We start from the raw sequence: 18,883 nt of genomic DNA, 5'->3' as shown, positions 1-18,883 counted from the left end.
GTCAATTCCCCTTGTACGGAACCGGCCCAGACCGACACCGAAGGAGCACCCCCCATGTCCGCTCGCCTCAACACCGCACAGCCCTATGCGGTCGGCCTCTTCCGCATCGTCGTAGGCCTGCTCTTCGCCTGCCACGGCGCGTCCTCTGTCCTGGGCGTCCTCGGCGGCGTCCCGGGCACCGACGGCGGCACCATCGACTCCGGCACCTGGCCCGGCTGGTACGCGGCCGTCATCCAGCTCGTCTGCGGCAGCCTGGTGCTGCTCGGCCTCGGCACCAGGGCCGCCGCGTTCCTGGCCTCGGGCTCCATGGCGTACGCGTACTTCGACGTGCACCAGTCGGCCGCCCTGTGGCCCATCGAGAACGGCGGCGAGGCCGCGGCGATGTTCTGCTGGGCCTTCCTGCTGCTGGTCTTCACCGGTTCCGGCGCACTCGGCCTGGACCGCCTGATCGCACGCCGCTCGGCCACCGAGCGGGAGCCCGCGGAGCAGCAGACCACGGTCGCCGCCTGACCGCCCCGGCCGAACGACGCCTTGCTCCACGGCCTGGACCCTGCCGCGGAGCATGGCGTCGGTTCCGGCGCAGGTGAACGTGCTGTGCCGAACACACGAGCCCCCCGTGAATCCGCTGTCACACCCCACGCGTACGCTGTACGGCTGTCATTGGCCGCACCTGCCGCTCCCCCGCTACACAGCGGCACGGTCGGCTGGCACGGGGGAGACACGGGGAGTCTGCGGTGTTCGAGAGTGTGGGGGCTTTGCTCGGCAGCCCCTGGATCTACGCGGTGGTGGGCCTGTCGGTCCTCCTCGACGTGTTCCTGCCGGTGCTGCCCAGCGGAGTGCTCGTCATCACCGCGGCGACGGCCGCGGCGGCGGGCTCGGGCGCGGCCACCGGCCAAGTGCCGAACGACGTCCCCGACATCCTGGTCCTGATCCTCTCCGCGACGACCGCCTCGGTACTGGGCGACCTGGTCGCCTACCGGCTGGCCTGGCGCGGCGGTGAGCGCCTGGACCGGGCGATCTCCCGCTCCCGCCGGCTGACCACCGCGCAGGAACGTCTCGGCGACGCGCTCGCCCGGGGCGGCGGCGCCCTGGTCGTGCTGGCCCGCTTCGCCCCGGCCGGCCGTTCCGTCGTCTCCCTCATCGCGGGCGCCGCCCATCGCCGCCCGCGCGAGTTCCTCCCCTGGTCCGCGCTGGCCGGCCTGTCCTGGGCGGGCTACAGCGCCGCCCTCGGCTACTTCGGCGCGCACTGGCTGGGCACGACCTGGCTGGCGACGGGGGTGTCGGTGCTCGCGCTGTTCGGCGCGGGCGCGGGCGCGGCGTACGTGATGCGACGGCAGCCGGCGTAACCGGGCCGTTCCCGGCCCGCGGGCAGCTTTCAGCGCCCGCGCCCGCGCCCGCGCGCGTACCTCATCAGCGCCCGCGCGGGTACGTCGACGTCATGCCGCCGTCGGGCGGTGCGACCCTCGCACCTCCAGGTTGTCCAGCAGTTCCGCGGTGGCCGCGGCGATGACCTCGACCGCTCTCTCGAACACCTCCCGGTTGTGTTCGGCCGGCGCCCGGAAGCCGGACACCTTGCGTACGTACTGCAGGGCTGCGGCACGAATCTCGTCCTCCGTGGCCTCTTCGGGCAGGGCGGGGGGACGCAGCGTCTTGATACTCCGGCACATGTGCCCAGTCTGCCCCGGGACCCCGCCCGCGTGCCATGATCATGTCCGAGGCGGCCACCGCACCCTTGGGGCCGACCGACGAGAGGACGACATCAGCTTGACGAACGACACTCTCCGCGTTGCCGTGCTCGGCCCCGGCGGGGTGGGCGGCCTGCTCGCGGCCCTGCTGTCCCGGGCCGGACACCGGGTGACCTGCCTGGCCGGCGAGGAGACGGCCGCGGCCCTGCGCACCGACGGCATCCGCGTCCACAGCACGCAGTTCGGCGACTTCACGGCCCGCGTCGACGCGGACACCGAGCTGCGCGTCCCGGTCGACGCGGTCCTGATCGCCGTCAAGCACACCGCCCTCGACGCGGCCCTGACCCGCATCCCCGCCCCGGCGCTCGGCGACGACACCCTCCTCGTACCGTTCCTGAACGGCGTCGAGCACCCGGACGTGCTGCGCGCCCTCCACCGTCCGGACCGGGTGGCCCCGGCAGTGATCCGCGTCGAGTCGACCCGGGTGGCGCGGGGCGTGATCGAGCACGCGAGCCCCTTCACGGAGATCGACCTGGCCGGCGACGCCGTGCCGCGGCCCCGCCTCGACGCACTCTCGCGGACGCTGACGGCGGCCGGCCCGACCGTCCGTGTCCTGCCGGACGAGACGGCCGCGCTGTGGGCGAAGATGGCGTTCCTCGCGCCGTTCGCCCTGCTCACCACCCGGTACGGCCTGCCCCTCGGCGAGGTCCGCACCCGGCACCGCGAGGAGCTGATCGCCCTCGTCGAGGAGAGCGCGGCCGTCAGCGGCGTCTGCGGCGCCCCCGCCGACCCGGCCCAGGCACTCGCCCTCCCCCACTCTCGACTCCGCTCGAGCGGGGGGACCCCCATCGACGCCTTCGCACCCACCACCAAGTCCTCCATGCAGCGCGACGCCGAGGCGGACCGCCCTCTCGAACTCGACGCGATCGGCGGGGCGTTGCTGCGGGCGGCCGAGCGGCACGGCATACCGGCGCCGGTGACGACGCGCCTGGTACGGGAGTTGGCGGCCGCTACACGCTGGGCAGCGTCGTGCCGATGCTCCGCAGGTCGACGTACCAGTCGTTGGACCGGATCGGGTTCCCCTTCGGGTACTCGAGGTCGATCTGCCCGAGCAGGGTGAAACCGGCCTTGCGGCACACCCCGTTGGACGCCGTGTGGTCGACCTTGGGGAAGGCGTGCAGGGACGGGTGACCGCCGTGACCGGCCGCCTGTCCCGCGACCTCTATGAGCGCCCGGGCGGCCCGCACAGCGAGGCCTCTGCCCTGGAACTCGGGCAGGGTCGCCCACCCGGTCTCCCACACCGTGCCGCCCCGCACCTGGGTCTCCCAGTAGCCGATCGACCCGATCGTCTCCCCGCTGTCCGCCAGCGCGACGCGGTACATACCGCCCGGGGCCACCGCAAGGTAGCGGCGGTGTCGGTCGGCGAGCTTCTCCTCGCTCTCCGGCCCGCCGAGATGCGCGGTCATCTCGGGGCTGTTGGACCGCTGCAACAGCCAGAAGTCGCCCTGCGACCATGGCACCAGCCGCACCTGCTCCACACCACTGTGATCCATACGGCAACCGTAGAACGAGGGTCTGACAACGGGCCGTCCGCCAGCGGGCGACCCGGTCCGTACCGGTCCGTACCGGTCCGTACCGTCCCCTCGGAACGGTTGTCCTGACGGAAGGGAACGCCCATGCCCGCCTCCGCACCCCCCGTTCTCGCCTACGACGGGGACTGCGGCTTCTGCCAGACCTCCGTCGACCGCGTCCGGGCGCTCGCAGCGCCGACGCTGGAGGCGGTGCCCTGGCAGTTTCTGCCCGCCGAGGAGACCGCACCGCACCTCGAACGGCTGGACCAGGAGGTGCTGTTGCTGCGCGGCGGCACGGTTCTCGCGGGCGGGTCGGACGCGTTGGCCCGCTGGGTGGGCACCTCGCCGTCCGGCGTGTACCGCGTGCTCGCGGCCGTCGTGCGGCTGCCCGGCATCCGGGCCGGCGCCCGCGTGGTCTACCGGTGGGTGTCCCGCAACCGGCACCGGCTGCCCGGCGGCACTCCCGCGTGCGCGGTGCCGCCGCGCTGATCCGGACGAGCGGTGACTTCGTGAGTCCCCCACGACCCCTCTCGAACGCACGTTCACACGAACACCCCAAAGGAGCTCGCCACTCAAATTCGAACAGGCGTACCATTGTCGTGTGGCTAAGACCTATGACTTTCCCAGCGACCTGCGCGCCGGTCAGGAGGAGCTGCATCAGGTCCGGGCCGAGCTGGCGGCCCTGCTGAAGCGGCTGCCCTGGTCCGTCGAGCCGCTGGACGGCTTCAGTGACGACGGGGGCTGGCGCAAGGTCGAGCGCCCCGCCTCCCCCGGCTGGACGGCCGACGAACAGGCCGAGGTGGAGAAGCTCCGGCGCCGGGAGCACGAGCTGGCGGTGTTCGTGAGCTGCCACCGCTTCTGGGCGGAGGTCGCCGAGGCGGACCGGGTCGAGGCCCGTATGAGCCTCAAGCACGCGCATCCCGACACGTGAAAGGGCCCCCGGATCGCTCCGGGGGCCCTCTCGCTCTCCTGGTGGGCGCGGACGGTTTCGAACCGCCGACATCCTGCTTGTAAGGCAGGCGCTCTACCCCTGAGCTACGCACCCAGGACGAGTCGACAGCCTACATTGCCGGTGCCTGTGTCCTGCAAACCCGTATCCACCCGAAGACTCCCCCGAGCATTCCCCCGAGCATTCCCCCGGGGGCTACCCCCACCCCGGATCCGGGAGCCCACCGGATCGTCCGCCCGCCCGCGGCTGCCTACGGTCGTCAGTGCGCATCAGTACGCATCAGTGCAACGTCAGGCAGCAGCCCAGGGGGAGACCGACATGGCCCGCAGGACCCGCACGACCCGCACGACCCGCACGACCCGAACGCGCCGTTCGACCCGTGGGGCGCTCGCCGCCGTCGTCGTGGTCCTCGCCGCGGGAGCGACCGCCTGTGCCTCCGCCGACGACGACGAGCATCCCGACCACCGGTCCTTCGGCCTGCAGGGCCGCACGCTCACGATCGACTCCGACGACTCGGCGCTCGAGATCGTCGCCTCGGACACGGCCAAGGCGGGCACGGTCGACGTCACCCGGTGGTTCCAGGGGTCGGTCACCGTCGGCAGCGGCCCGAAGGTGACCTGGTCGATGAAGGACGACCGGCTGACGCTGCGCATGCACTGCTCCGGCCTGGTCGCCGACTGCGCCGCCAAGCACCGCGTCGTGGTGCCCCGGGGCGTCGCCGTGAAGATCGACAGCGACGACGGCAGCGTGCGGGCGCAGGGCTTCCGGGACGCGCTGAGCGTGCGCACCAAGGACGGCTCCGTACGCGTCACCGACTCCAGCGGGCCGCTGGAGCTGCGCAGCGACGACGGCTCCGTACGCGCCGAGGTCGCCTCGCGCACGGTGAACGCCCACACCAAGGACGGCTCGGTGCACCTGACCCTGAGCGCCGTACCGGACCGGGTGGAGTCGGTCAGCGACGACGGCTCGGTGACGATCGCGCTGCCCGCGGCGACGTACCGGGTGACCACGAAGACCGACGACGGCGGGGTGCATGTGTCCGTGCCGCGCGACGAGTCCAGCGCGCATGTCGTGGACGCGCGCACCGCCGACGGCGAAGTCACCGTCAAGAACGCGAACTAACGGGCCCGAGTGTTCGTCGCTGCCGGGGGCGGGGGATTCCGCCCTGTCCTGCCGCGACGTTGTGGCTTGCGTTGGTGTCCGCGTTGCAGGTGAAGCCGCAGGACGAACAGACGAAGTCGGCTTGGCTCTTGCGCGAGTTCTTGTCGATCCACCCGCAGGCACTGCACCGCAGACTGGTGTACGGGGCGGGTACGTCCTCGACCCGGCCGGGGGCCTTGTGCCCGGTGCGCTGCCGGAGCAGGCCCCAGCCCTGGGCGAGGATGGACCGGTTGAGGCCCGACTTCTGCGCCACGTTCTTGCCGGGCTGCTCCACGGTTCCCTTCGCGGAGCGGGTCATGTTCTTGATGTTCAGCTTCTCGAAGCGGATCAGGTCGTAGGAGCGGGCGAGCATGGTGCTGGTCTTCTCGCACCAGTCCTTGCGTCGGTTCGCCTCCCGCGCCTTGAGCCTGGCCACCCTTGCGTGCCCGGCCGCCTTGGCTTCGCTGCCTTTCGGCGCGCGGGCGGCACGCCGCTGGTGCTTGCGCCCCGACGACGACCCGGCGACGCCTGCCCCACTCCGCGGGAGCAGGCATTCACCCCGGCTTTGAAGGACCGGGCCCCCTCCCCGAAAGCCAGGTGGGAGAATGGGACCGGGCAGGGCGGATCACAGTACGGGAGAGGGATGTGACGGCGACACCAGCGCAGCCGTACTCGCCGTTGGTGCCGCGTGCACGGCGTCCCGTGCGAAAAGCGTTGCGTTCAGCGCTCCAGGACACCGTCACGCTGGTCGCCCTTCCTCTCGTGGTCGCCCTCGCGCTGCCCGCCGCGTTCGCCGGCGGCGGCACCCGGCGCTGGTTCGGCGGGCGGGCGGAAGGTCAGCGGGCCGAGGCGCAGGCCGCGAAGGACGCCGCGGCGGCCGCGTTCTACGAACTGGACACCGCCCAGCGCGACCTGCGGATCTCCATCGAGACGATCATGGCGGTGGACGACACACCGGCCGCCCGGCGCGCGGTCTCCGACTTCGAGGCCGTCGGCCGGCGCATCGACGAGGCCAGCAGCCAGTACATCAACGCCGTCGACGCCCACGATCTCGACCGGGACGACCTGGAGGCGTCAGTGGCCGCCCGGGCGCGCGCCGAGCTGACCCGCGCGAAGGACGAGTTGGGGCGCGTCAAGCAGGAGCTGGACCGGTTCGCCGACGGGCTGGGCCCGCTGCTCGGCAAGGCCGAGACGCAGCTGGCCCGGCTCGCACCCGCCGTGGAGCGGGCCCGGCAGGCGCTGCTGGCCGCGTCCCAGGCGCTGGACGCCGTACGGGAGAGCGGTCTGCGGGCGGACGATCTCGCGGCGCGGCTGGCGGCGCTCGCGCCCGAGCTGACGATGCTGAACCAGGGCGCGGGGCAGCACGGGGTGCCGCAGACCTTGGAGCGGGCGGAGCGGGTGTCGCGGGAGGCCGAGGCGGTCCGTGTGGAGGCGGAGCGGCTGCCGGAGCGGGCCGCCGAGATCGACCACCGGCTGGTGTCGCTGCGTACGCGCGCGCAGGCGCTGGAGACCCGCTCGGGGCAGGTGGAGCCGATCCTGAGCGAGCTGCGGCGGCGGTTCTCGGCGGCCTGCTGGCAGGACCTCCAGCACGTCCCCGAGCAGGCCGGGGAGAACGTCCGGCAGGCGGAGGCGAAGCTGAAGGAGGCGCAGGCCGCGCGGGACGCCCAGCGCTGGGCGGACGCCACCGCGCTGCTGTCGACGGTGCGGGCGCTGCTGAACGGCACGGACGAGGCGGTGTCGGCGGCCGGTGACCGGCTGAGCAGGCTGAACGCCGTGCAGAAGGATCCGCAGGCGGAGATCGACCGGACCCGGTTCGCGATCCGGGACGCGCAGCGGCTGGCCATGTCGGGCCGCAACACGCCCGATCCGCGGCATGCGCGCCCGCTGGACGACTCGGTGGCCCGGCTGGAGCGGGCGATCGCCACGCTGGAGGGCCGGCACCCCGACTACTGGCACTTCCTGACCGAGACGGAGGGGGTGCGGCGGGCGGTGGCGGACACGGTGGCCCGGATCCGCGAGGAGCGCGGCACCGGGCACTGACACCTTGGCCGCCGTGGACGTCCCGGACGCTCCGACATTGCCCTCGGCGGGCGGCGGGCGGATATTGAGAGGTACGTACGGCCCCCGTCGGCACGTCCACCCCCAGGGAGGCGGAGATGGCCACACACGTACAGCACGGCCGGTCCGGGCGGCGGATCAGACTCGACGACCACCTGCCCGTCGACCATCGCCTGAACCTGGTCTACCGGATCGGCGCCGGGCTGATGGGTCTGGGTCTCGTCGTCTTCGGGATCTTCGGGGTCATCGACAAGATCGGCTTCTTCGACACCGGCGGGGACGAGGTGTGGAGCCTGAACACCGACGGCGCGCTGAGCTGGCTGTCGATCGGGGTCGGGCTGCTGCTCTTCGTGGGCATGGTGATCGGCGGGAACTTCGCGTCGACGCTGAACATGACCCTCGGCGTCCTGTTCATCCTCAGCGGCTTCCTGAACATGGCGCTGCTGGAGACGGACTACAACTTCCTGGCCTTCAAGATCCAGAACTGCATGCTCAGCTTCGTGATCGGGATCCTGCTGATGGTCTTCGGGATGTACGGCAGGGTGGGATCCGCCCTGCCGCACGACAACCCGTACTGGCGGGCCCGTCATCCCGAGGAGTGACGGAGCGACGGGCCGGCCGGATCAGGTGCGGTAGGCGTAGTAGTACGCGTTCGGGTACGACGCGACGAGGCTCGCGACCGACCGGCGGAAGGTGTTGTTCGAGTGGTACGTCACGTACGGGATGCCGTTGCTCTTCGCCGTGACGATCATCGTGTGGTCCTTGGACCCGTCCCGGTCGAAGTCCATCTGGAGGACGTCGCCGACCTCGAGCTGGTAGACGTTGGCGAGCGGGGTGGTCCGCTTGGAGTTCTGGGCGAACCAGGACCACTCGTTGACGCCGACGAACGAGTCCGACTGGATGTCGGCGTTGCCGAACCACTTGGTGTAGTCGTACACGTAGCCGGGCACGTGCTTCCAGCCGCCCGCCTTCAGGGACTGGCTGACGAAGTTGGTGCAGTCGCCGCCGGCGGTGTGGTTGTTGAAGTCCGGGTAGTCCTTGTTGTAGACGTTCCAGTACTTCTCGGCGTAGGCCGCCATGGCCTTGTAGTCGTACGCGGTGCCGGTCTTCGGGACAGCGGGCGGGTTCCAGCTGGTCGCCGCGCGCGCGGCGTTCGGCATCGGGTTGTCGTCGGCCGCGGTGTTCACCTTGACGGACGTCGGCTTGGACAGCGTGTTCACGGCGAGGCCACCCTGGTCGGTGTCCGTGATGCCGGTGAGCTGCCAGTTGCCCTGCCGGTCGGCCTTGAACGTCAGCTCGTGCCTGGCCTGGAACCCGGTGGTCTTCGGTGCGTCTCCGCGGGCCTGCGCGTAGGTCAGGGTCGTCGTCTCGGTGACCGCGGCCTTGGCCGTGCGGCCCGTCACGCGCGTGGCGTTCAGGGTGACGGTGGTGGCGGCCTTGCTGTACTTCTCGCCGGTCTTCGCGAGCTTGTCCTTGCGCTGCCCCAGGGAGGACAGCGTGGCGCCCTCGCTGCGGGCGGTGCCGGAGGACAGCTTGACGCCACCGGAGAAGCCGTTGGTCAGCGGCTGCTCGCGGTCGCCCTGAGCGCCGGTGACGAGGGCGTCGGTACGGTCGGTGAAGACCGCGTCCGCCAGCCGCTGGAAGGTGGCCTTGGTCTTGGCGTCGACCGTGGGGTCGTCGACGACCGCGGCGCCGGCGGACCAGTTGGGCAGCAGCGCGACTCCGGCGACGACCGAGGTCGCCGCTGCCCCGAGTATCGTGACGCGGCGGCGCGTCCCGCTCAATTTCCTTGACTTCACTGATGTTTCCCCTCTTGACCCGGCGGGGGGATGCCGGGCAGGGGCATCTTTGCATGACATGTGCAGCTCGTGTGAAGAGGGTTGCGGTTGAGGTTTGGTTACGCCGTACCCGGGATCCGGCCGTCACTTCACGACGGTCGACCAGTCCGGATTCTGCGCCGGGTCCAGGGTGCGCATCCGCTCCAGCGTCGCGGGCGACTGCACGTCCATCCAGTCGGCCAACTCCCTGAAGGACACGCACTTGACGTCCTTCTTGGTGCACACGTTCTCGATGACCTGGTCGACGGCCTTCATGTAGATGCCGCCGTTCCACTGCTCGAAGTGGTTGCCGATGAACAGCGGGGCCCGGCTGCCGTAGTACACCCGGTTGAAGCCGGCCATGTAGGAGTCGAGGGTCTCCTGCTCCCACTGCGTGTACTTGGCGGGGTCGCCGTCGGGCTGGCCGTCGGACTGGTTGGCCAGGAAGTTGAAGTCCATGGACAGGGACTGGACGTCGCCGTTCGGGAGCGCCTGGAGCGGGAAGTCCCAGAGGCCGTTCTTCTTCGTCGGCCAGATCTGGAAGCCGCCCGGGTTGGACGCGTCGTAACGCCAGCCGTAGCCCTTGGCGGCCTTCAGGAGGTTCGGCTGGCCCTCCAGGCAGGGCGCCCGGCCGCCGGTGACCTCCTTCTTGAAGTCGAAGGGCAGCGGGGGGATGTCCTTGTAGCCGGTGTTGGTCTTCCAGTTCTCCACGAACTTGTAGAACTGGTCGATCTCGCTCTTCCACTCCGCGACGCTCCAGTCCTTGCCGCCCTTGGCGCCGCAGAAGTGGCCGTTGAAGTGGGTGCCGATCTCGTTGCCCTCCTTCCAGGCCTCGGAGAGCTGCTCCAGGGTGGTGCGGATGTGGTCGTCGGTGGGGTAGCTGATCGCGGCCGAGCCCCTGGGGTGCTGCGGCGGGGAGTACAGGTCCTTCTTGCTCTTGGGCAGCAGGTAGATGCCGGTGAGGAAGAAGGTCATGTCGGCGTTGTACTTCTCGCCCAGCTTCCGGTAGTGCTCGAAGAGGCCGTCGTCGCCCATCAGCGCGCCGTCCCAGGAGAAGACGACGAACTGCGGTGGCTTCTCACCGGGCTTGAGCGGGACCGGCTTCAACTGGCCCGTCTGCGGCCCGGTGTACGAGGTGGAGCCGTCCCCCAGGACGTGGGTCTTGCCGTCCCACGCCGGCTCCTTGGTGGCCTCCGACGACGCCTTTTTGCTGTCCCCCGAGGACGCCGTCGGCTGGGTGTCGTCCGTGCGGTGGAGCACCAGGTAGCCGGCCATCAGGGACGCGACGACGAGGAGCGCCGCCAGTGTCAGGAACCCCGGGTGGGTGGCGGCGGGGCGGCGCGTGGCTGCCGGGGCCTTGCGGCGGCGGCCCGACGGTGACTTCATGTGCGGATCATTTCTCCGGATTCGGGGGCGCGGGTGCCCGGGGTCGGTGGTCAGCCGAGCGGGCTCATGGCACCTGACCAGATGCCGTACGGAACGCTGTCGTCGGTCGTGCCGGCGATGCCCTTCAGAGGAAGCGGTTCGAGGCTCTTGGCGAGGTCGATGCGGTAGACGACGACGGCGGTGGACACGGCCTTGGCCGAGCCGACGTACCAGGCGGCGGTGTCGTCCTGGGTGGTGCCCGCCTTCCCGGTCACCCGGCCGAGCGAGCCGGACCGGGCGGCCTGCAGCTGCGAGGAGGGCACGTCGTCGGGGTGGGCGAGGCTGAAGGAGTCCGCGAGCGCGGAGTTGACCTCCTCGGCCACGTCGGCGCCGAACGCGCGGTCGGTGGCCGGGGTCTCCAGGCCGACCTTGGTGCCGTTCTTGGTGATCATGCGCACCGAGTACGGCTCGGTGTGCTTGCCGCCCGCGGCGAAGGTGGAGTAGCCGCTCGCCATGCGGATCGCGCTGGGCGTGGCGCTGCCCGTGGACAGGGCGGGCACCTGAGCCCCGAAGCTGGAGGACAGCAGCCCGGACTTCTCGGCGGTGGAGCGCACCACGTCCAGGCCGGTGTCCATGCCGAGCTGCATGAACGGCGTGTTCACCGACCGGGCCAGGGCCCGGTGCAGGGAGATCTGCCCGTAGGACTTGCCGCCGTCGTTCTCGGAGACGACCCGCTTGCCGTTGCGGTCCCAGTAGTAGCCCTCGGGGGTGGTCAGCAGCACCTTGTTGTCGCCGTCGTAGAGCGAGTCGCCGGTGATCTCGGTGGTCTCCCCGTCGCGGGTCTTGTGGGTGCCGTGCTCCAGGCCGGCCGCGTACACGAACGGCTGGAAGGCCGACCCGGCGGACACGGTGGTGGCGTTGGACTCGTTGTAGCCCTGCGTCCGGTGATCGGGGCCGCCGTAGACGGCGAGGATCCGGCCGTCGGCGGCCACCGAGGAGGCGCCGTAGTGCGCGGTCGCGGCGCTCTTCGGGTCGTCCTTCTGGGCCTGCTTGCGGGCCTTGGTGACGGCGTCGGTGAGCTGGGTCTCGCGCTTCTTGTCGAAGGTCGTGTAGATCTGGTAGCCGCCCAGGTCGAAGTCCTTGTCGGAGATGTTCCCGGCCTTCTTGGCGTACTGGGAGGCGAGTTCGACCAGGTAGTCGCTCTGCTCGCCGGTGTCGTACAGCGGGTTGGCCTTGAGCGGCTCGGGGAACTTGGTGTACTTGGCGCGCTCGGCCTTCGACAGCTTGCCGATCTCGACCATCCGGTCCAGGGTCCACGACCAACGCTCCACGGCGCGGCCGCGGTTGGCGGGGTTCAGGGTCGGGTCGTACAGGCCCGCGCCCTTGAGCAGGGAGGCGAGGAACGCGGCCTCGCTGGCGTTGAGTTCGCCGACGTCCTTGCCGTAGTAGGCCTGGGCGGCGCGCTGGATGCCGTAGGTGCCGCGGCCGAACCAGCTGGTGTTGAGGTAGCCCTCGAGGATGTCGTCCTTGCTCATCTGGTTGTCGAGCTTGAGGGCGATCATCGCCTCGGTGAACTTGCGGCTGACCGTCTGGTTCTGGTTCAGGTAGACGTTCTTCACGTACTGCTGGGTGATCGTGGAGCCGCCCTGGGTGTCGCCCTGGCCGATCGTGCGGAACAGGGCGCGGCTGATGCCCTTGAAGGAGATGCCGGGGTCGCTGTAGAAGCTCGCGTTCTCCGCGGCGAGCACCGCCCAGCGGACGTCCTCGGGGATGTCCTTCAGCGGCATCGCCTGCCGCTGCACCCAGCCGGTGCGGGCCATCGGCGTCCCGTCGGCCCAGAAGTACACGTTGTCCTGCTGGGTGGCGTACGAGTTGATGTTGTCCGGTATGTCGGTGGCCGCGTAGGCGACGACCAGCAGCAGGCTGCTCAGGCCCATCGACGCGAGGAAGCCGCCGAGCCACTGCCGCCAGGAGGGTATCCAGCGCCGCCAGCCGGTACGGCCCGGGCGCGGGTACTGCGGGCGCAGCTTGCGGGCGTACGGCGTGACACGAGCCACATACGGGGCCAGTGCCGCGAGAAGCGGGGTCAGCCGGGGACCCAGAGCCGCGGATATTCGGGCAAACAAGGAAGGACGGGGGGCTTTCCGCCGGTTTTTCGACGAACGTGCTTTCTTGTCGTCGCCGCCTTCACCACCCCCCTCGGATATGTCCGGCAAGGCCGGTATATCCGATACCCGCAGTTGCATGGTCTCGTCCGCCCGGAAAGAGGCAGGGACCTTCAACTGCATGGTGGCATCTGGCTCCTGGGGCTCCTCCCCCTGCCCCGCCTGGGTCACGACGCGTCTCCCTCCCGCACTCCGTATTGCTCGCAGGCAGACGTACAGACTTACGAGGGCCTGACATGGTTGCCGTTGACGCGGCCGCAAACCGTGAACCCTTCCGACCTCGGAGTTCATGCGGCGCTCTCAAATTACCAGCGCCCTTCGCAATTTCTCCACATAAGAAAACGACAGAAGTGAACAACGGTCAAACTGCTGACGCCCCGTCCGAGCATAAGGCCCTAATCTGGGGCCATGCCTCGCTACGAGTACCGCTGCCGGACCTGCGGCGACACCTTCGAACTGAGTCGGCCGATGGCCCGGTCCGCCGATCCCGCGTCCTGCCCCGCAGGTCATGACGACACAGTGAAGCTTCTCTCAACCGTGGCCGTGGGCGGCACCGCCTCCGCCCCCGCGCCCGGAGCGGGCGGCGGGGGCGGAGGCGGAGGCGGTTGTTGCGGCGGCGGCTGCTGCGGCTGACGGCCGGCCCAGGGCGCATTCTCAGGAGTTCTTCAGAAACTCCCGCAGGATGCGCTCGCCGGCCAGCACGCCCCGCTCGGGCAGGGCGGTGATCGCCGGGGCCGTCCAGGCCGCGTCGGCCAGTTCACCGTGCCCCGGGCGCCAGCCCCGGTCGGCGGCCAGCAGCAGGTCGGCGTCGAGCAGCGAGTCGCCCGCGGCCAGCGTCAGTTCGGCGCCGGTGCGGCGGGCCACCTCGCGCACGGCCGCGCTCTTGGTCAGCGGCTTCGGCACGGCGTAGATCTTGCGGCCCTGCAGCGACACGGTCCAGCCGCGGTTCTCCGCCCAGGCCGCGAGCTCCTTCACCCACTCCTCGGGCAGCAGCTCGCGTTCGACGACGAGGTAGGCGAACAGGTCCTCGGCGATGCGCTGTTTGCGCAGCCAGAGCGGGTCCGCCGTCTTCGTCAGGTACTCCTGCACCTCGGCGAGCGGCGCGCACTCGTCGGCCAGCCGGGCGAGCACGGACCCGTGCCAGTCCTGGTCGGTCGCCCCGTCGACCAGCAGATGACCGCCGTTCGCGCAGATCGCGTACGTCGGCTGCGGGCCGGGAAGGTTGATGCGCTGGTACTGCTTGCGCGTCCGGGTCGTCGTCGGCACGAACACCGCCGTGTCACCGAGGTCGGTGAGCAGCTGCGCCGCCGTCTCGGTCATGAACGACAGCGGCCTCGCCTCGTGGACCTCCACGCACAGCAGGCGCGGCGCGCGGGCGTCCGGCATGGTCAGCGCCAGGGCGGCCGCCGAGTAGATGAGCGTACGGTCGAGGTCGCTCGCCACCAGAACCGGCATCAGACCGTCACCGCCCTGCCGTCGGCGCCGGTCGCCCCGCGCGTGAACTGCGGGTGGATCAGCCCCACGCAGGTGTACGGCAGATCGTCGACCTCCTCGACGGGCACCCCGCGCTGCCCGGCGAGCAGCCGCACGTGGTCCAGGTCGGCGCCCGCCCCGGCCCGCGCGAGGATCTTCCAGGGCACCCGGCGCAGCAGCACCCGGGTGGTCTCGCCGACGCCGGGCTTGACCAGGTTCACGTCGTGGATGCCGTACTCCTCGCTGATCCGCTCGACGGCGGCCCAGCCCTCCCAGCTCGGCGTGCGGTCACTGGCCAGGAGCTCCTTCGCCGCGCCGTCGACGGCGTCCGCGACCTCCGGGAAGCGGGCGGCGACGGCGTCCAGGAAGGCCACCGAGACGTCCGCGCCGGCGAGCTCACGGTAGAACTTCGCGCCGTGGAAGTCGTCCGGGCCGACAAGGTCGGCGCGCAGGACGGTCCGTGAGATCAGCCCCGACACGGTCGAGTTCAGACAGGCGGACGGGATCAGGAAGTCCTCCCGGGTGCCGTACGTCCGCACGCACGAGCCCGGGTCGGCCAGCACCGCGATCTCCGCGTCGAAGCCGGCCGCGCCACCGCCCGCCTCGAACTCCTCGATCGCCGCGGCCAGTTCCCGGGTGATCGCGCCCTTGCCGGTCCAGCCGTCGACGAAGACGACGTCCCGCGGGTCGTGATGGGCGGCCAGCCAGCGCAGCGCGTTGGCGTCGATGCCCCGGCCGCGCACGATGGACACAGCGTAGTGCGGCACGTCGAGCCCGTGCCGGAACCGCGCCCAGCGCCGCATCAGCACACCGATCGGGGTGCCGGCGCGGGCGAGCGAGACCAGGACGGGCCGCGGCGACCGCTCGGCGATCACGGTCTCCGTGACGACGCCCACGGCCTGCGCGAGCCGCGCCGCGGAGGTCTCCAGGGCCGCGTGGAACAGCTCCTGGTACTGCTCGCTGGGCTGGTACTCGACGGGCAGCGACTCGGCGTAGTGCGCGCCGCCGCTCTGGATGGCCTCCTCCCGCTCCTCGGTCGGCGCCTCCAGCGTCACGTCCGAGAGGTCCTGGAGCAGCCAGCCGACCTCCTCGGGCGCGTACGAGGAGAAGGCGGGGCCGCGAAGGGGCTCGGGCAGCATGGCGGGTCTCTCTTCCGACAGGGCGGCTGCGGACAGCGGCTCGGGGACGTACGACGGTACGACCGCGAGGATCACGTGCGGGGTGTGCGCAGCGAGCTGGGCCAAGAGGCCGTCGGGGGCGTGCAGGTCAGGCGTGTCGGCGACCGAGTCGACGATCGCGATCACGGCGTCGAAGCCGCCGCCCGCGACGTTATAGGCATAGCGCTCGCCGGGGCCGTCAGCGGGGTCGTCGTGCGCGGGGAAAACGATTCGGCTGCGGATCGCGTACCCGGGGTCGTCGACCGCGAGTACGGGCGAGCGGGTGGTGGTGGAGTAGCGCACCTCGGCGGTCACCACCTGCTCCAGCTCCCGCGCCAGCCGCAGCGGCGCGTACATCAGCTCCTCGAAGCCGAGTACATGCACGCGCCCGGCCCCCTCGGGTATCGCCTCGGCGAGCCGCGCGGCCATCGCGGGCAGCGCCCCCTCCAGCCGGCCCCTGTGCCAGGGCGTGAAGCCGTGCCGACCGCCGTCCGGGAGGCCGCGGGGCCAGAGGAGGTCGACGCGGTCGATACGGCCGCGCGAGGACCGCTGTGGGGGCACCGCGAGCCGCTCATGGCGAGCGACCAGCTCCTGCCCCTTCTCCAGCACCCTCTCCGGCAGCCGTACGGTCCCGGAGGCCGCCGCGACCAGGTCGACGCGGGTGCCGATCTCGCGAGCGAAGTCGTCCAGGCGTCCGGCGTCGATGGCCGAGCGCATGTCTACCAGGGCGACGACGACGTATCGTCCGCGCGGGTAGCGCTCGTGAAGATCACGGATGGTGTTCAGGACCGTGCTGCCGGTCGAGAACTCGTCGTCGACCAGGACCAGCGGCCCGCCCCCGGCCAGCAGGGCCGGGTCCTCCGGCAGGAGGAGGTGGGACGTGGCGTGGGAGTGGGACTCCTCGAAGCCGCCCGCCGCCGCGACGCCCGCCACCGGACGGCGGGTGGAGTGCAGGTAGGGGGCGGTGCCGAGACCGTCGGCGACGGAGTGGCCGAGGCCGGTAGCGGTCTCCGCGTAGCCCAGGACGACCGCCTCGGCCGCCTCCTCGGCGCCGAGCAGCTCGCGCACCCGCCGACCGAGGGCGAACCCGTGGCCGTGCACGACGGACGGGGACTGCGGGACGTGCTTGCCCAGCACGTTGGACACCAGCAGGTGCGCCCGCTTGGGGTTGCGGCGCAGAGCCAGCCCCAGCATGTCCGTCAGCGTGTCGTCGCCCACGAGCTCGACCCCGAGCCGCTCGGCGACCCACGTGCCGGACCAGACCCAGTTGTCCCGGCGCTCCCGGGTGTCCTGGCGGTCCTGGCGGTCGCGGTCGTCCCCGTTGTTCGCTGCGTTGTTCATGCGTCCCTTGTGAGTGAGGTGGTGGTTCAGCCGGGTATGCCGGCGGCGAGCAGGTCGACGAAGCTGACGTCCTCGTGCGCGACGCCGAAGACCTCCGCGCGGAGCATCGTGCGCTCGGCCCAGGCGCGGTGCGGTTTCACCTCGTTCATCTTGTTCGTGTACTGCGACCGCAGCACACCCCCGCCGCCGCGTTCCGGCCGCAGGATGTCCGCCGCGTCGCTGTACTCCTCGTGACTGACGACGGACAGCGCGTGCACGGCCGGCACGTGCGAGGGGTGGATGCAGGTCTTGCCCAGCAGGCCGTTGGCGTGGTCGAGGGAGATCTCACGCAGCAGCCCGTCCATCGCGTGCTCGATCAGTCTCTCGCGCAGTTCCACGGCCTGCCCCTCCAGGAAGGGGCTGTGTCGCAGCATCGGCTTGAACATGCGCTCGGGGACCCGGAAGTACTCCCACACCGGGCCCGTGACCGTGAACCCGGTGCCGTCGGCCCGCCCCAGCATGTTCACCACGTCGGCGATCACGGAGGCGACGATCTGGACGTCGTAGGCGGTCATGTCGGGGGCACGGCGCAGGCCGTAGGACGAGCAGAAGTCGGTCACGCCGAGGCGCAGGGCGAGGACCCGGCTGCGGTACTTCTCGACGGCGCGGGCGATGCCCTCCAGCGCGTCCACCCGGGACTCGCGGTACATCAGCTCGGGCGTCTCCAGCACGGGCATGCCGAACAGCCTGCGGCCGCTCGCCGCCTCGGCGCCCGACAGCGCCTCCAGGAAGGGGATGCCCCGCTCCTCGGTGAACTTCGGGAACACGAACCCGCTCAGCAGCTCCGCGCCGGCCCCGAGCCGCCGGACCAGGTCGGGTATCTGCTCGGGCGTCCGCACCCGGATGAAGAGCAGCGGCGGCTCCGGGTCCGTACGCGTCGCCAGGTCGGCGAACTGCCGGACGAGGTTCTCCTCGCCGGCCGCGACGTCCTCGTCGCCGATGGAGTCCTCCAGGCACAGCACCATCGACACCACACCGCGACCGGTCTGCTTGACGATGTCGTCCGCCAGCCGGGGCCGGGTGGCCGGGCTGTAGAGCGTGGCGCCCAGGGCCGCGGAGAGCAGTCTGGCCGGGGAGTGCCTGTCGAAGACGCACGGCTCCCGGTGGAAGAGGCGCTGCCGCACCTCAGGGGCGAGGTGCCCGAAATGACGCATAAAACTCCCCCGTGGTGCAAGGTAAGGCGGTGGATTCGGCAAGAGGTGGCCGGTAATAGTACGTAGGGATCCATGTCTGGGGTTCCCGCCGGGCATGAACTTCAGGTAACTCGCCCGTGAGACTTGTCCGGACCCGCCATGCACCCCGCGTTGTCGTGAGCAGGACCGAGAAGGCAGGATGATCGCATGACGCACGCGATGCTGAAGGGGTCGAACGTCCCGCTGAAAACCACCACGGTACGCGCCGTGCTGCGCTGGACCCCCGGGCAGGGCGTCCCGGACGTCGACGCCTCGGCGCTGCTCCTCGGCCTCGACGGTCGTGTGCGTTCCGACGAGGACTTCGTCTTCTACAACCAGCCCCGGCACCCTTCCGGGAAGGTGTGGCGGCTCGGCAAGAAGCGGGTCGCCGAAGGCCTTACCGACACCATCCAGACAGATCTCTCCGGTGTCGAGTCCGGCGTCGGCCAGATTCTGCTGGTCGCTTCGGCGGACGGCGTCCCGTTCGACCGCGTACGTTCCCTCAGCATTCTGCTGTACGACGCGAAGAGCGACGGCGAGCCGCTGGCCACCTTCGACATCCGTCCCGAGACGGGCGAGGAGACGGCCCTGATCTGCGGCGAGCTGTACCGGCGCGGCGACGGCTGGAAGTTCCGCGCACTGGGCGAGGGCTACTCCAACGGCCTCAAGGGCCTGGCCACCGACTTCGGCATCTCGGTGGACGAGTCCGAGGAGGCGTCCGACCCGACGCCCGCCCAGCCGACCCCGAGCCTCTCCCAGCCCCTGCCTCCGGAGCAGCCGACCTCAGCCGTCCCGCAACAGCAACAGCAACAGCAACAGCAGCCGGCCTACGGCTACCCGTCCAGCCTTCCGACCCACGGCTACGGCTACCCGGACGGCTCCTTCCGGCTGCCACCGCAGGGGCCGCAGTTCGTCGGCCGGTGAGGACGAGGTGGCGCGGGGCCGCGGGGA

The 18,883-nt window shown here is 70.9% G+C and carries 19 protein-coding genes and 1 tRNA gene; 10 read left to right on the top strand and 10 right to left on the bottom strand.

Annotated elements, in window-relative coordinates; genetic code table 11:
* Positions 1-54 precede the first annotated feature (54 nt).
* Together ACIBTS_RS06995 and ACIBTS_RS06990 are read left to right on the top strand one after the other, a co-directional pair.
* Positions 55-510 (top strand): DoxX family protein, encoded by a 456-nt coding sequence (locus ACIBTS_RS06995; protein ID WP_399317132.1) that lies wholly within the window; start codon positions 55-57, stop codon positions 508-510.
* 224 nt (positions 511-734) lie between these two features.
* Positions 735-1,346, top strand: a complete 612-nt coding sequence (locus ACIBTS_RS06990; RefSeq protein WP_399317130.1) for a DedA family protein — start codon at positions 735-737, stop codon at positions 1,344-1,346.
* Positions 1,347-1,436: 90 nt separating this feature from the next.
* On the opposite strand, the gene ACIBTS_RS06985 is transcribed toward ACIBTS_RS06990, so the two are convergent.
* Positions 1,437-1,667 (bottom strand): DUF2277 domain-containing protein, encoded by a 231-nt coding sequence (locus ACIBTS_RS06985; RefSeq protein WP_079662640.1) that lies wholly within the window; start codon positions 1,665-1,667, stop codon positions 1,437-1,439.
* Between the two features lie 97 nt (positions 1,668-1,764).
* Between ACIBTS_RS06985 and ACIBTS_RS06980 the strand changes: the two genes are divergently transcribed.
* Positions 1,765-2,805 (top strand): ketopantoate reductase family protein, encoded by a 1,041-nt coding sequence (locus tag ACIBTS_RS06980; RefSeq protein ID WP_399317129.1) that lies wholly within the window; start codon positions 1,765-1,767, stop codon positions 2,803-2,805.
* Here ACIBTS_RS06980 and ACIBTS_RS06975 read toward each other — a convergent pair.
* Positions 2,696-3,238, bottom strand: a complete 543-nt coding sequence (locus ACIBTS_RS06975) for a GNAT family N-acetyltransferase (RefSeq protein WP_399317128.1) — start codon at positions 3,236-3,238, stop codon at positions 2,696-2,698. The genes ACIBTS_RS06980 and ACIBTS_RS06975 overlap by 110 nt on opposite strands.
* 123 nt (positions 3,239-3,361) lie before the next feature.
* On the opposite strand from ACIBTS_RS06975, the gene ACIBTS_RS06970 reads away from it, so the two are divergent.
* Together ACIBTS_RS06970 and ACIBTS_RS06965 are read left to right on the top strand one after the other, a co-directional pair.
* Positions 3,362-3,745 carry a thiol-disulfide oxidoreductase DCC family protein gene (locus ACIBTS_RS06970; protein ID WP_399317127.1) on the top strand — a complete coding sequence of 128 codons (384 nt, stop codon included), beginning with the start codon at positions 3,362-3,364 and terminating at the stop codon, positions 3,743-3,745.
* Positions 3,746-3,857: 112 nt separating this feature from the next.
* A complete protein-coding gene (locus tag ACIBTS_RS06965; RefSeq protein ID WP_079662636.1) occupies positions 3,858-4,187 on the top strand; it encodes a hypothetical protein in 330 nt (109 codons plus the stop codon).
* 39 nt (positions 4,188-4,226) lie between these two features.
* On the opposite strand, the gene ACIBTS_RS06960 is transcribed toward ACIBTS_RS06965, so the two are convergent.
* Positions 4,227-4,301, bottom strand: a tRNA-Val gene (locus ACIBTS_RS06960).
* A gap of 222 nt (positions 4,302-4,523) precedes the next feature.
* On the opposite strand from ACIBTS_RS06960, the gene ACIBTS_RS06955 reads away from it, so the two are divergent.
* Positions 4,524-5,327 (top strand): DUF4097 family beta strand repeat-containing protein, encoded by an 804-nt coding sequence (locus ACIBTS_RS06955; protein ID WP_399317125.1) that lies wholly within the window; start codon positions 4,524-4,526, stop codon positions 5,325-5,327.
* On the opposite strand, the gene ACIBTS_RS06950 is transcribed toward ACIBTS_RS06955, so the two are convergent.
* Entirely contained in the window at positions 5,311-5,895 is a 585-nt protein-coding gene (locus tag ACIBTS_RS06950; RefSeq protein WP_399317217.1) for an RNA-guided endonuclease InsQ/TnpB family protein, read from the bottom strand. The two genes, ACIBTS_RS06955 and ACIBTS_RS06950, sit on opposite strands and share 17 nt — an antisense overlap.
* Before the next feature lie 95 nt (positions 5,896-5,990).
* Here ACIBTS_RS06950 and ACIBTS_RS06945 point away from each other — a divergent pair, with 95 nt between their 5' ends.
* Both ACIBTS_RS06945 and ACIBTS_RS06940 read left to right on the top strand, forming a co-directional pair.
* On the top strand, positions 5,991-7,385 hold the full coding sequence (locus tag ACIBTS_RS06945) for a hypothetical protein (RefSeq protein WP_399317124.1): 1,395 nt from the start codon (positions 5,991-5,993) through the stop codon (positions 7,383-7,385).
* A gap of 116 nt (positions 7,386-7,501) precedes the next feature.
* Positions 7,502-8,005 (top strand): DUF4383 domain-containing protein, encoded by a 504-nt coding sequence (locus tag ACIBTS_RS06940; protein ID WP_399317122.1) that lies wholly within the window; start codon positions 7,502-7,504, stop codon positions 8,003-8,005.
* Between the two features lie 21 nt (positions 8,006-8,026).
* Here the strand turns inward: ACIBTS_RS06940 and ACIBTS_RS06935 are convergent, their stop codons facing one another.
* The 3 genes from ACIBTS_RS06935 to ACIBTS_RS06925 all read right to left on the bottom strand — a co-directional run bounded on the left by ACIBTS_RS06935 (position 8,027) and on the right by ACIBTS_RS06925 (position 12,873).
* The gene (locus tag ACIBTS_RS06935) at positions 8,027-9,202 is read right to left on the bottom strand and encodes an amidase domain-containing protein (protein WP_399317121.1); all 1,176 of its coding nucleotides are present in this window, start codon (positions 9,200-9,202) and stop codon (positions 8,027-8,029) included.
* Positions 9,203-9,325: 123 nt separating this feature from the next.
* Positions 9,326-10,606, bottom strand: coding sequence for a hypothetical protein (locus ACIBTS_RS06930; RefSeq protein WP_399317119.1), 1,281 nt, complete (start codon positions 10,604-10,606; stop codon positions 9,326-9,328).
* A gap of 50 nt (positions 10,607-10,656) precedes the next feature.
* Positions 10,657-12,873, bottom strand: a complete 2,217-nt coding sequence (locus ACIBTS_RS06925; RefSeq protein ID WP_399317216.1) for a transglycosylase domain-containing protein — start codon at positions 12,871-12,873, stop codon at positions 10,657-10,659.
* A gap of 285 nt (positions 12,874-13,158) precedes the next feature.
* On the opposite strand from ACIBTS_RS06925, the gene ACIBTS_RS06920 reads away from it, so the two are divergent.
* Entirely contained in the window at positions 13,159-13,383 is a 225-nt protein-coding gene (locus ACIBTS_RS06920) for a zinc ribbon domain-containing protein (RefSeq protein WP_079662631.1), read from the top strand.
* A gap of 21 nt (positions 13,384-13,404) precedes the next feature.
* On the opposite strand, the gene ACIBTS_RS06915 is transcribed toward ACIBTS_RS06920, so the two are convergent.
* From ACIBTS_RS06915 to ACIBTS_RS06905, 3 genes are read right to left on the bottom strand one after another with little or no spacing between them, the layout of a single operon-like run.
* Positions 13,405-14,205, bottom strand: coding sequence for an HAD family hydrolase (locus ACIBTS_RS06915; protein ID WP_319673427.1), 801 nt, complete (start codon positions 14,203-14,205; stop codon positions 13,405-13,407).
* Entirely contained in the window at positions 14,205-16,721 is a 2,517-nt protein-coding gene (locus ACIBTS_RS06910) for a phosphoribosyltransferase (protein ID WP_399317116.1), read from the bottom strand. Before ACIBTS_RS06910 ends, ACIBTS_RS06915 begins: the two co-directional genes overlap by 1 nt.
* A gap of 26 nt (positions 16,722-16,747) precedes the next feature.
* A complete protein-coding gene (locus ACIBTS_RS06905; RefSeq protein WP_399317115.1) occupies positions 16,748-17,914 on the bottom strand; it encodes an HpcH/HpaI aldolase/citrate lyase family protein in 1,167 nt (388 codons plus the stop codon).
* 186 nt (positions 17,915-18,100) lie between these two features.
* Here ACIBTS_RS06905 and ACIBTS_RS06900 point away from each other — a divergent pair, with 186 nt between their 5' ends.
* Positions 18,101-18,856, top strand: coding sequence for a TerD family protein (locus ACIBTS_RS06900; RefSeq protein WP_399317113.1), 756 nt, complete (start codon positions 18,101-18,103; stop codon positions 18,854-18,856).
* Positions 18,857-18,883: the final 27 nt, after the last annotated feature.

This window comes from Streptomyces sp. NPDC050121, from assembly GCF_044460385.1.
In the GTDB taxonomy this organism is placed as follows: domain Bacteria; phylum Actinomycetota; class Actinomycetes; order Streptomycetales; family Streptomycetaceae; genus Streptomyces; species Streptomyces soliscabiei.
This window is presented reverse-complemented; position numbering and strand designations above follow the sequence as displayed.

Excerpts from the sequence above, each read along its gene's own strand:
- ACIBTS_RS06910 (WP_399317116.1), bottom strand. The coding sequence starts at position 16,721 with ATGAACAACGCAGCGAACAACGGGGACGACCGCGACCGCCAGGACCGC.
- ACIBTS_RS06905 (WP_399317115.1), bottom strand. The coding sequence starts at position 17,914 with ATGCGTCATTTCGGGCACCTCGCCCCTGAGGTGCGGCAGCGCCTCTTC.
- ACIBTS_RS06940 (WP_399317122.1), top strand. The coding sequence starts at position 7,502 with ATGGCCACACACGTACAGCACGGCCGGTCCGGGCGGCGGATCAGACTC.
- ACIBTS_RS06900 (WP_399317113.1), top strand. The coding sequence starts at position 18,101 with ATGACGCACGCGATGCTGAAGGGGTCGAACGTCCCGCTGAAAACCACC.
- ACIBTS_RS06930 (WP_399317119.1), bottom strand. The coding sequence starts at position 10,606 with ATGAAGTCACCGTCGGGCCGCCGCCGCAAGGCCCCGGCAGCCACGCGC.
- ACIBTS_RS06975 (WP_399317128.1), bottom strand. The coding sequence starts at position 3,238 with ATGGATCACAGTGGTGTGGAGCAGGTGCGGCTGGTGCCATGGTCGCAG.
- ACIBTS_RS06985 (WP_079662640.1), bottom strand. The coding sequence starts at position 1,667 with ATGTGCCGGAGTATCAAGACGCTGCGTCCCCCCGCCCTGCCCGAAGAG.
- ACIBTS_RS06995 (WP_399317132.1), top strand. The coding sequence starts at position 55 with ATGTCCGCTCGCCTCAACACCGCACAGCCCTATGCGGTCGGCCTCTTC.
- ACIBTS_RS06955 (WP_399317125.1), top strand. The coding sequence starts at position 4,524 with ATGGCCCGCAGGACCCGCACGACCCGCACGACCCGCACGACCCGAACG.
- ACIBTS_RS06920 (WP_079662631.1), top strand. The coding sequence starts at position 13,159 with ATGCCTCGCTACGAGTACCGCTGCCGGACCTGCGGCGACACCTTCGAA.
- ACIBTS_RS06925 (WP_399317216.1), bottom strand. The coding sequence starts at position 12,873 with ATGCAGTTGAAGGTCCCTGCCTCTTTCCGGGCGGACGAGACCATGCAA.
- ACIBTS_RS06915 (WP_319673427.1), bottom strand. The coding sequence starts at position 14,205 with ATGCCGGTTCTGGTGGCGAGCGACCTCGACCGTACGCTCATCTACTCG.
- ACIBTS_RS06970 (WP_399317127.1), top strand. The coding sequence starts at position 3,362 with ATGCCCGCCTCCGCACCCCCCGTTCTCGCCTACGACGGGGACTGCGGC.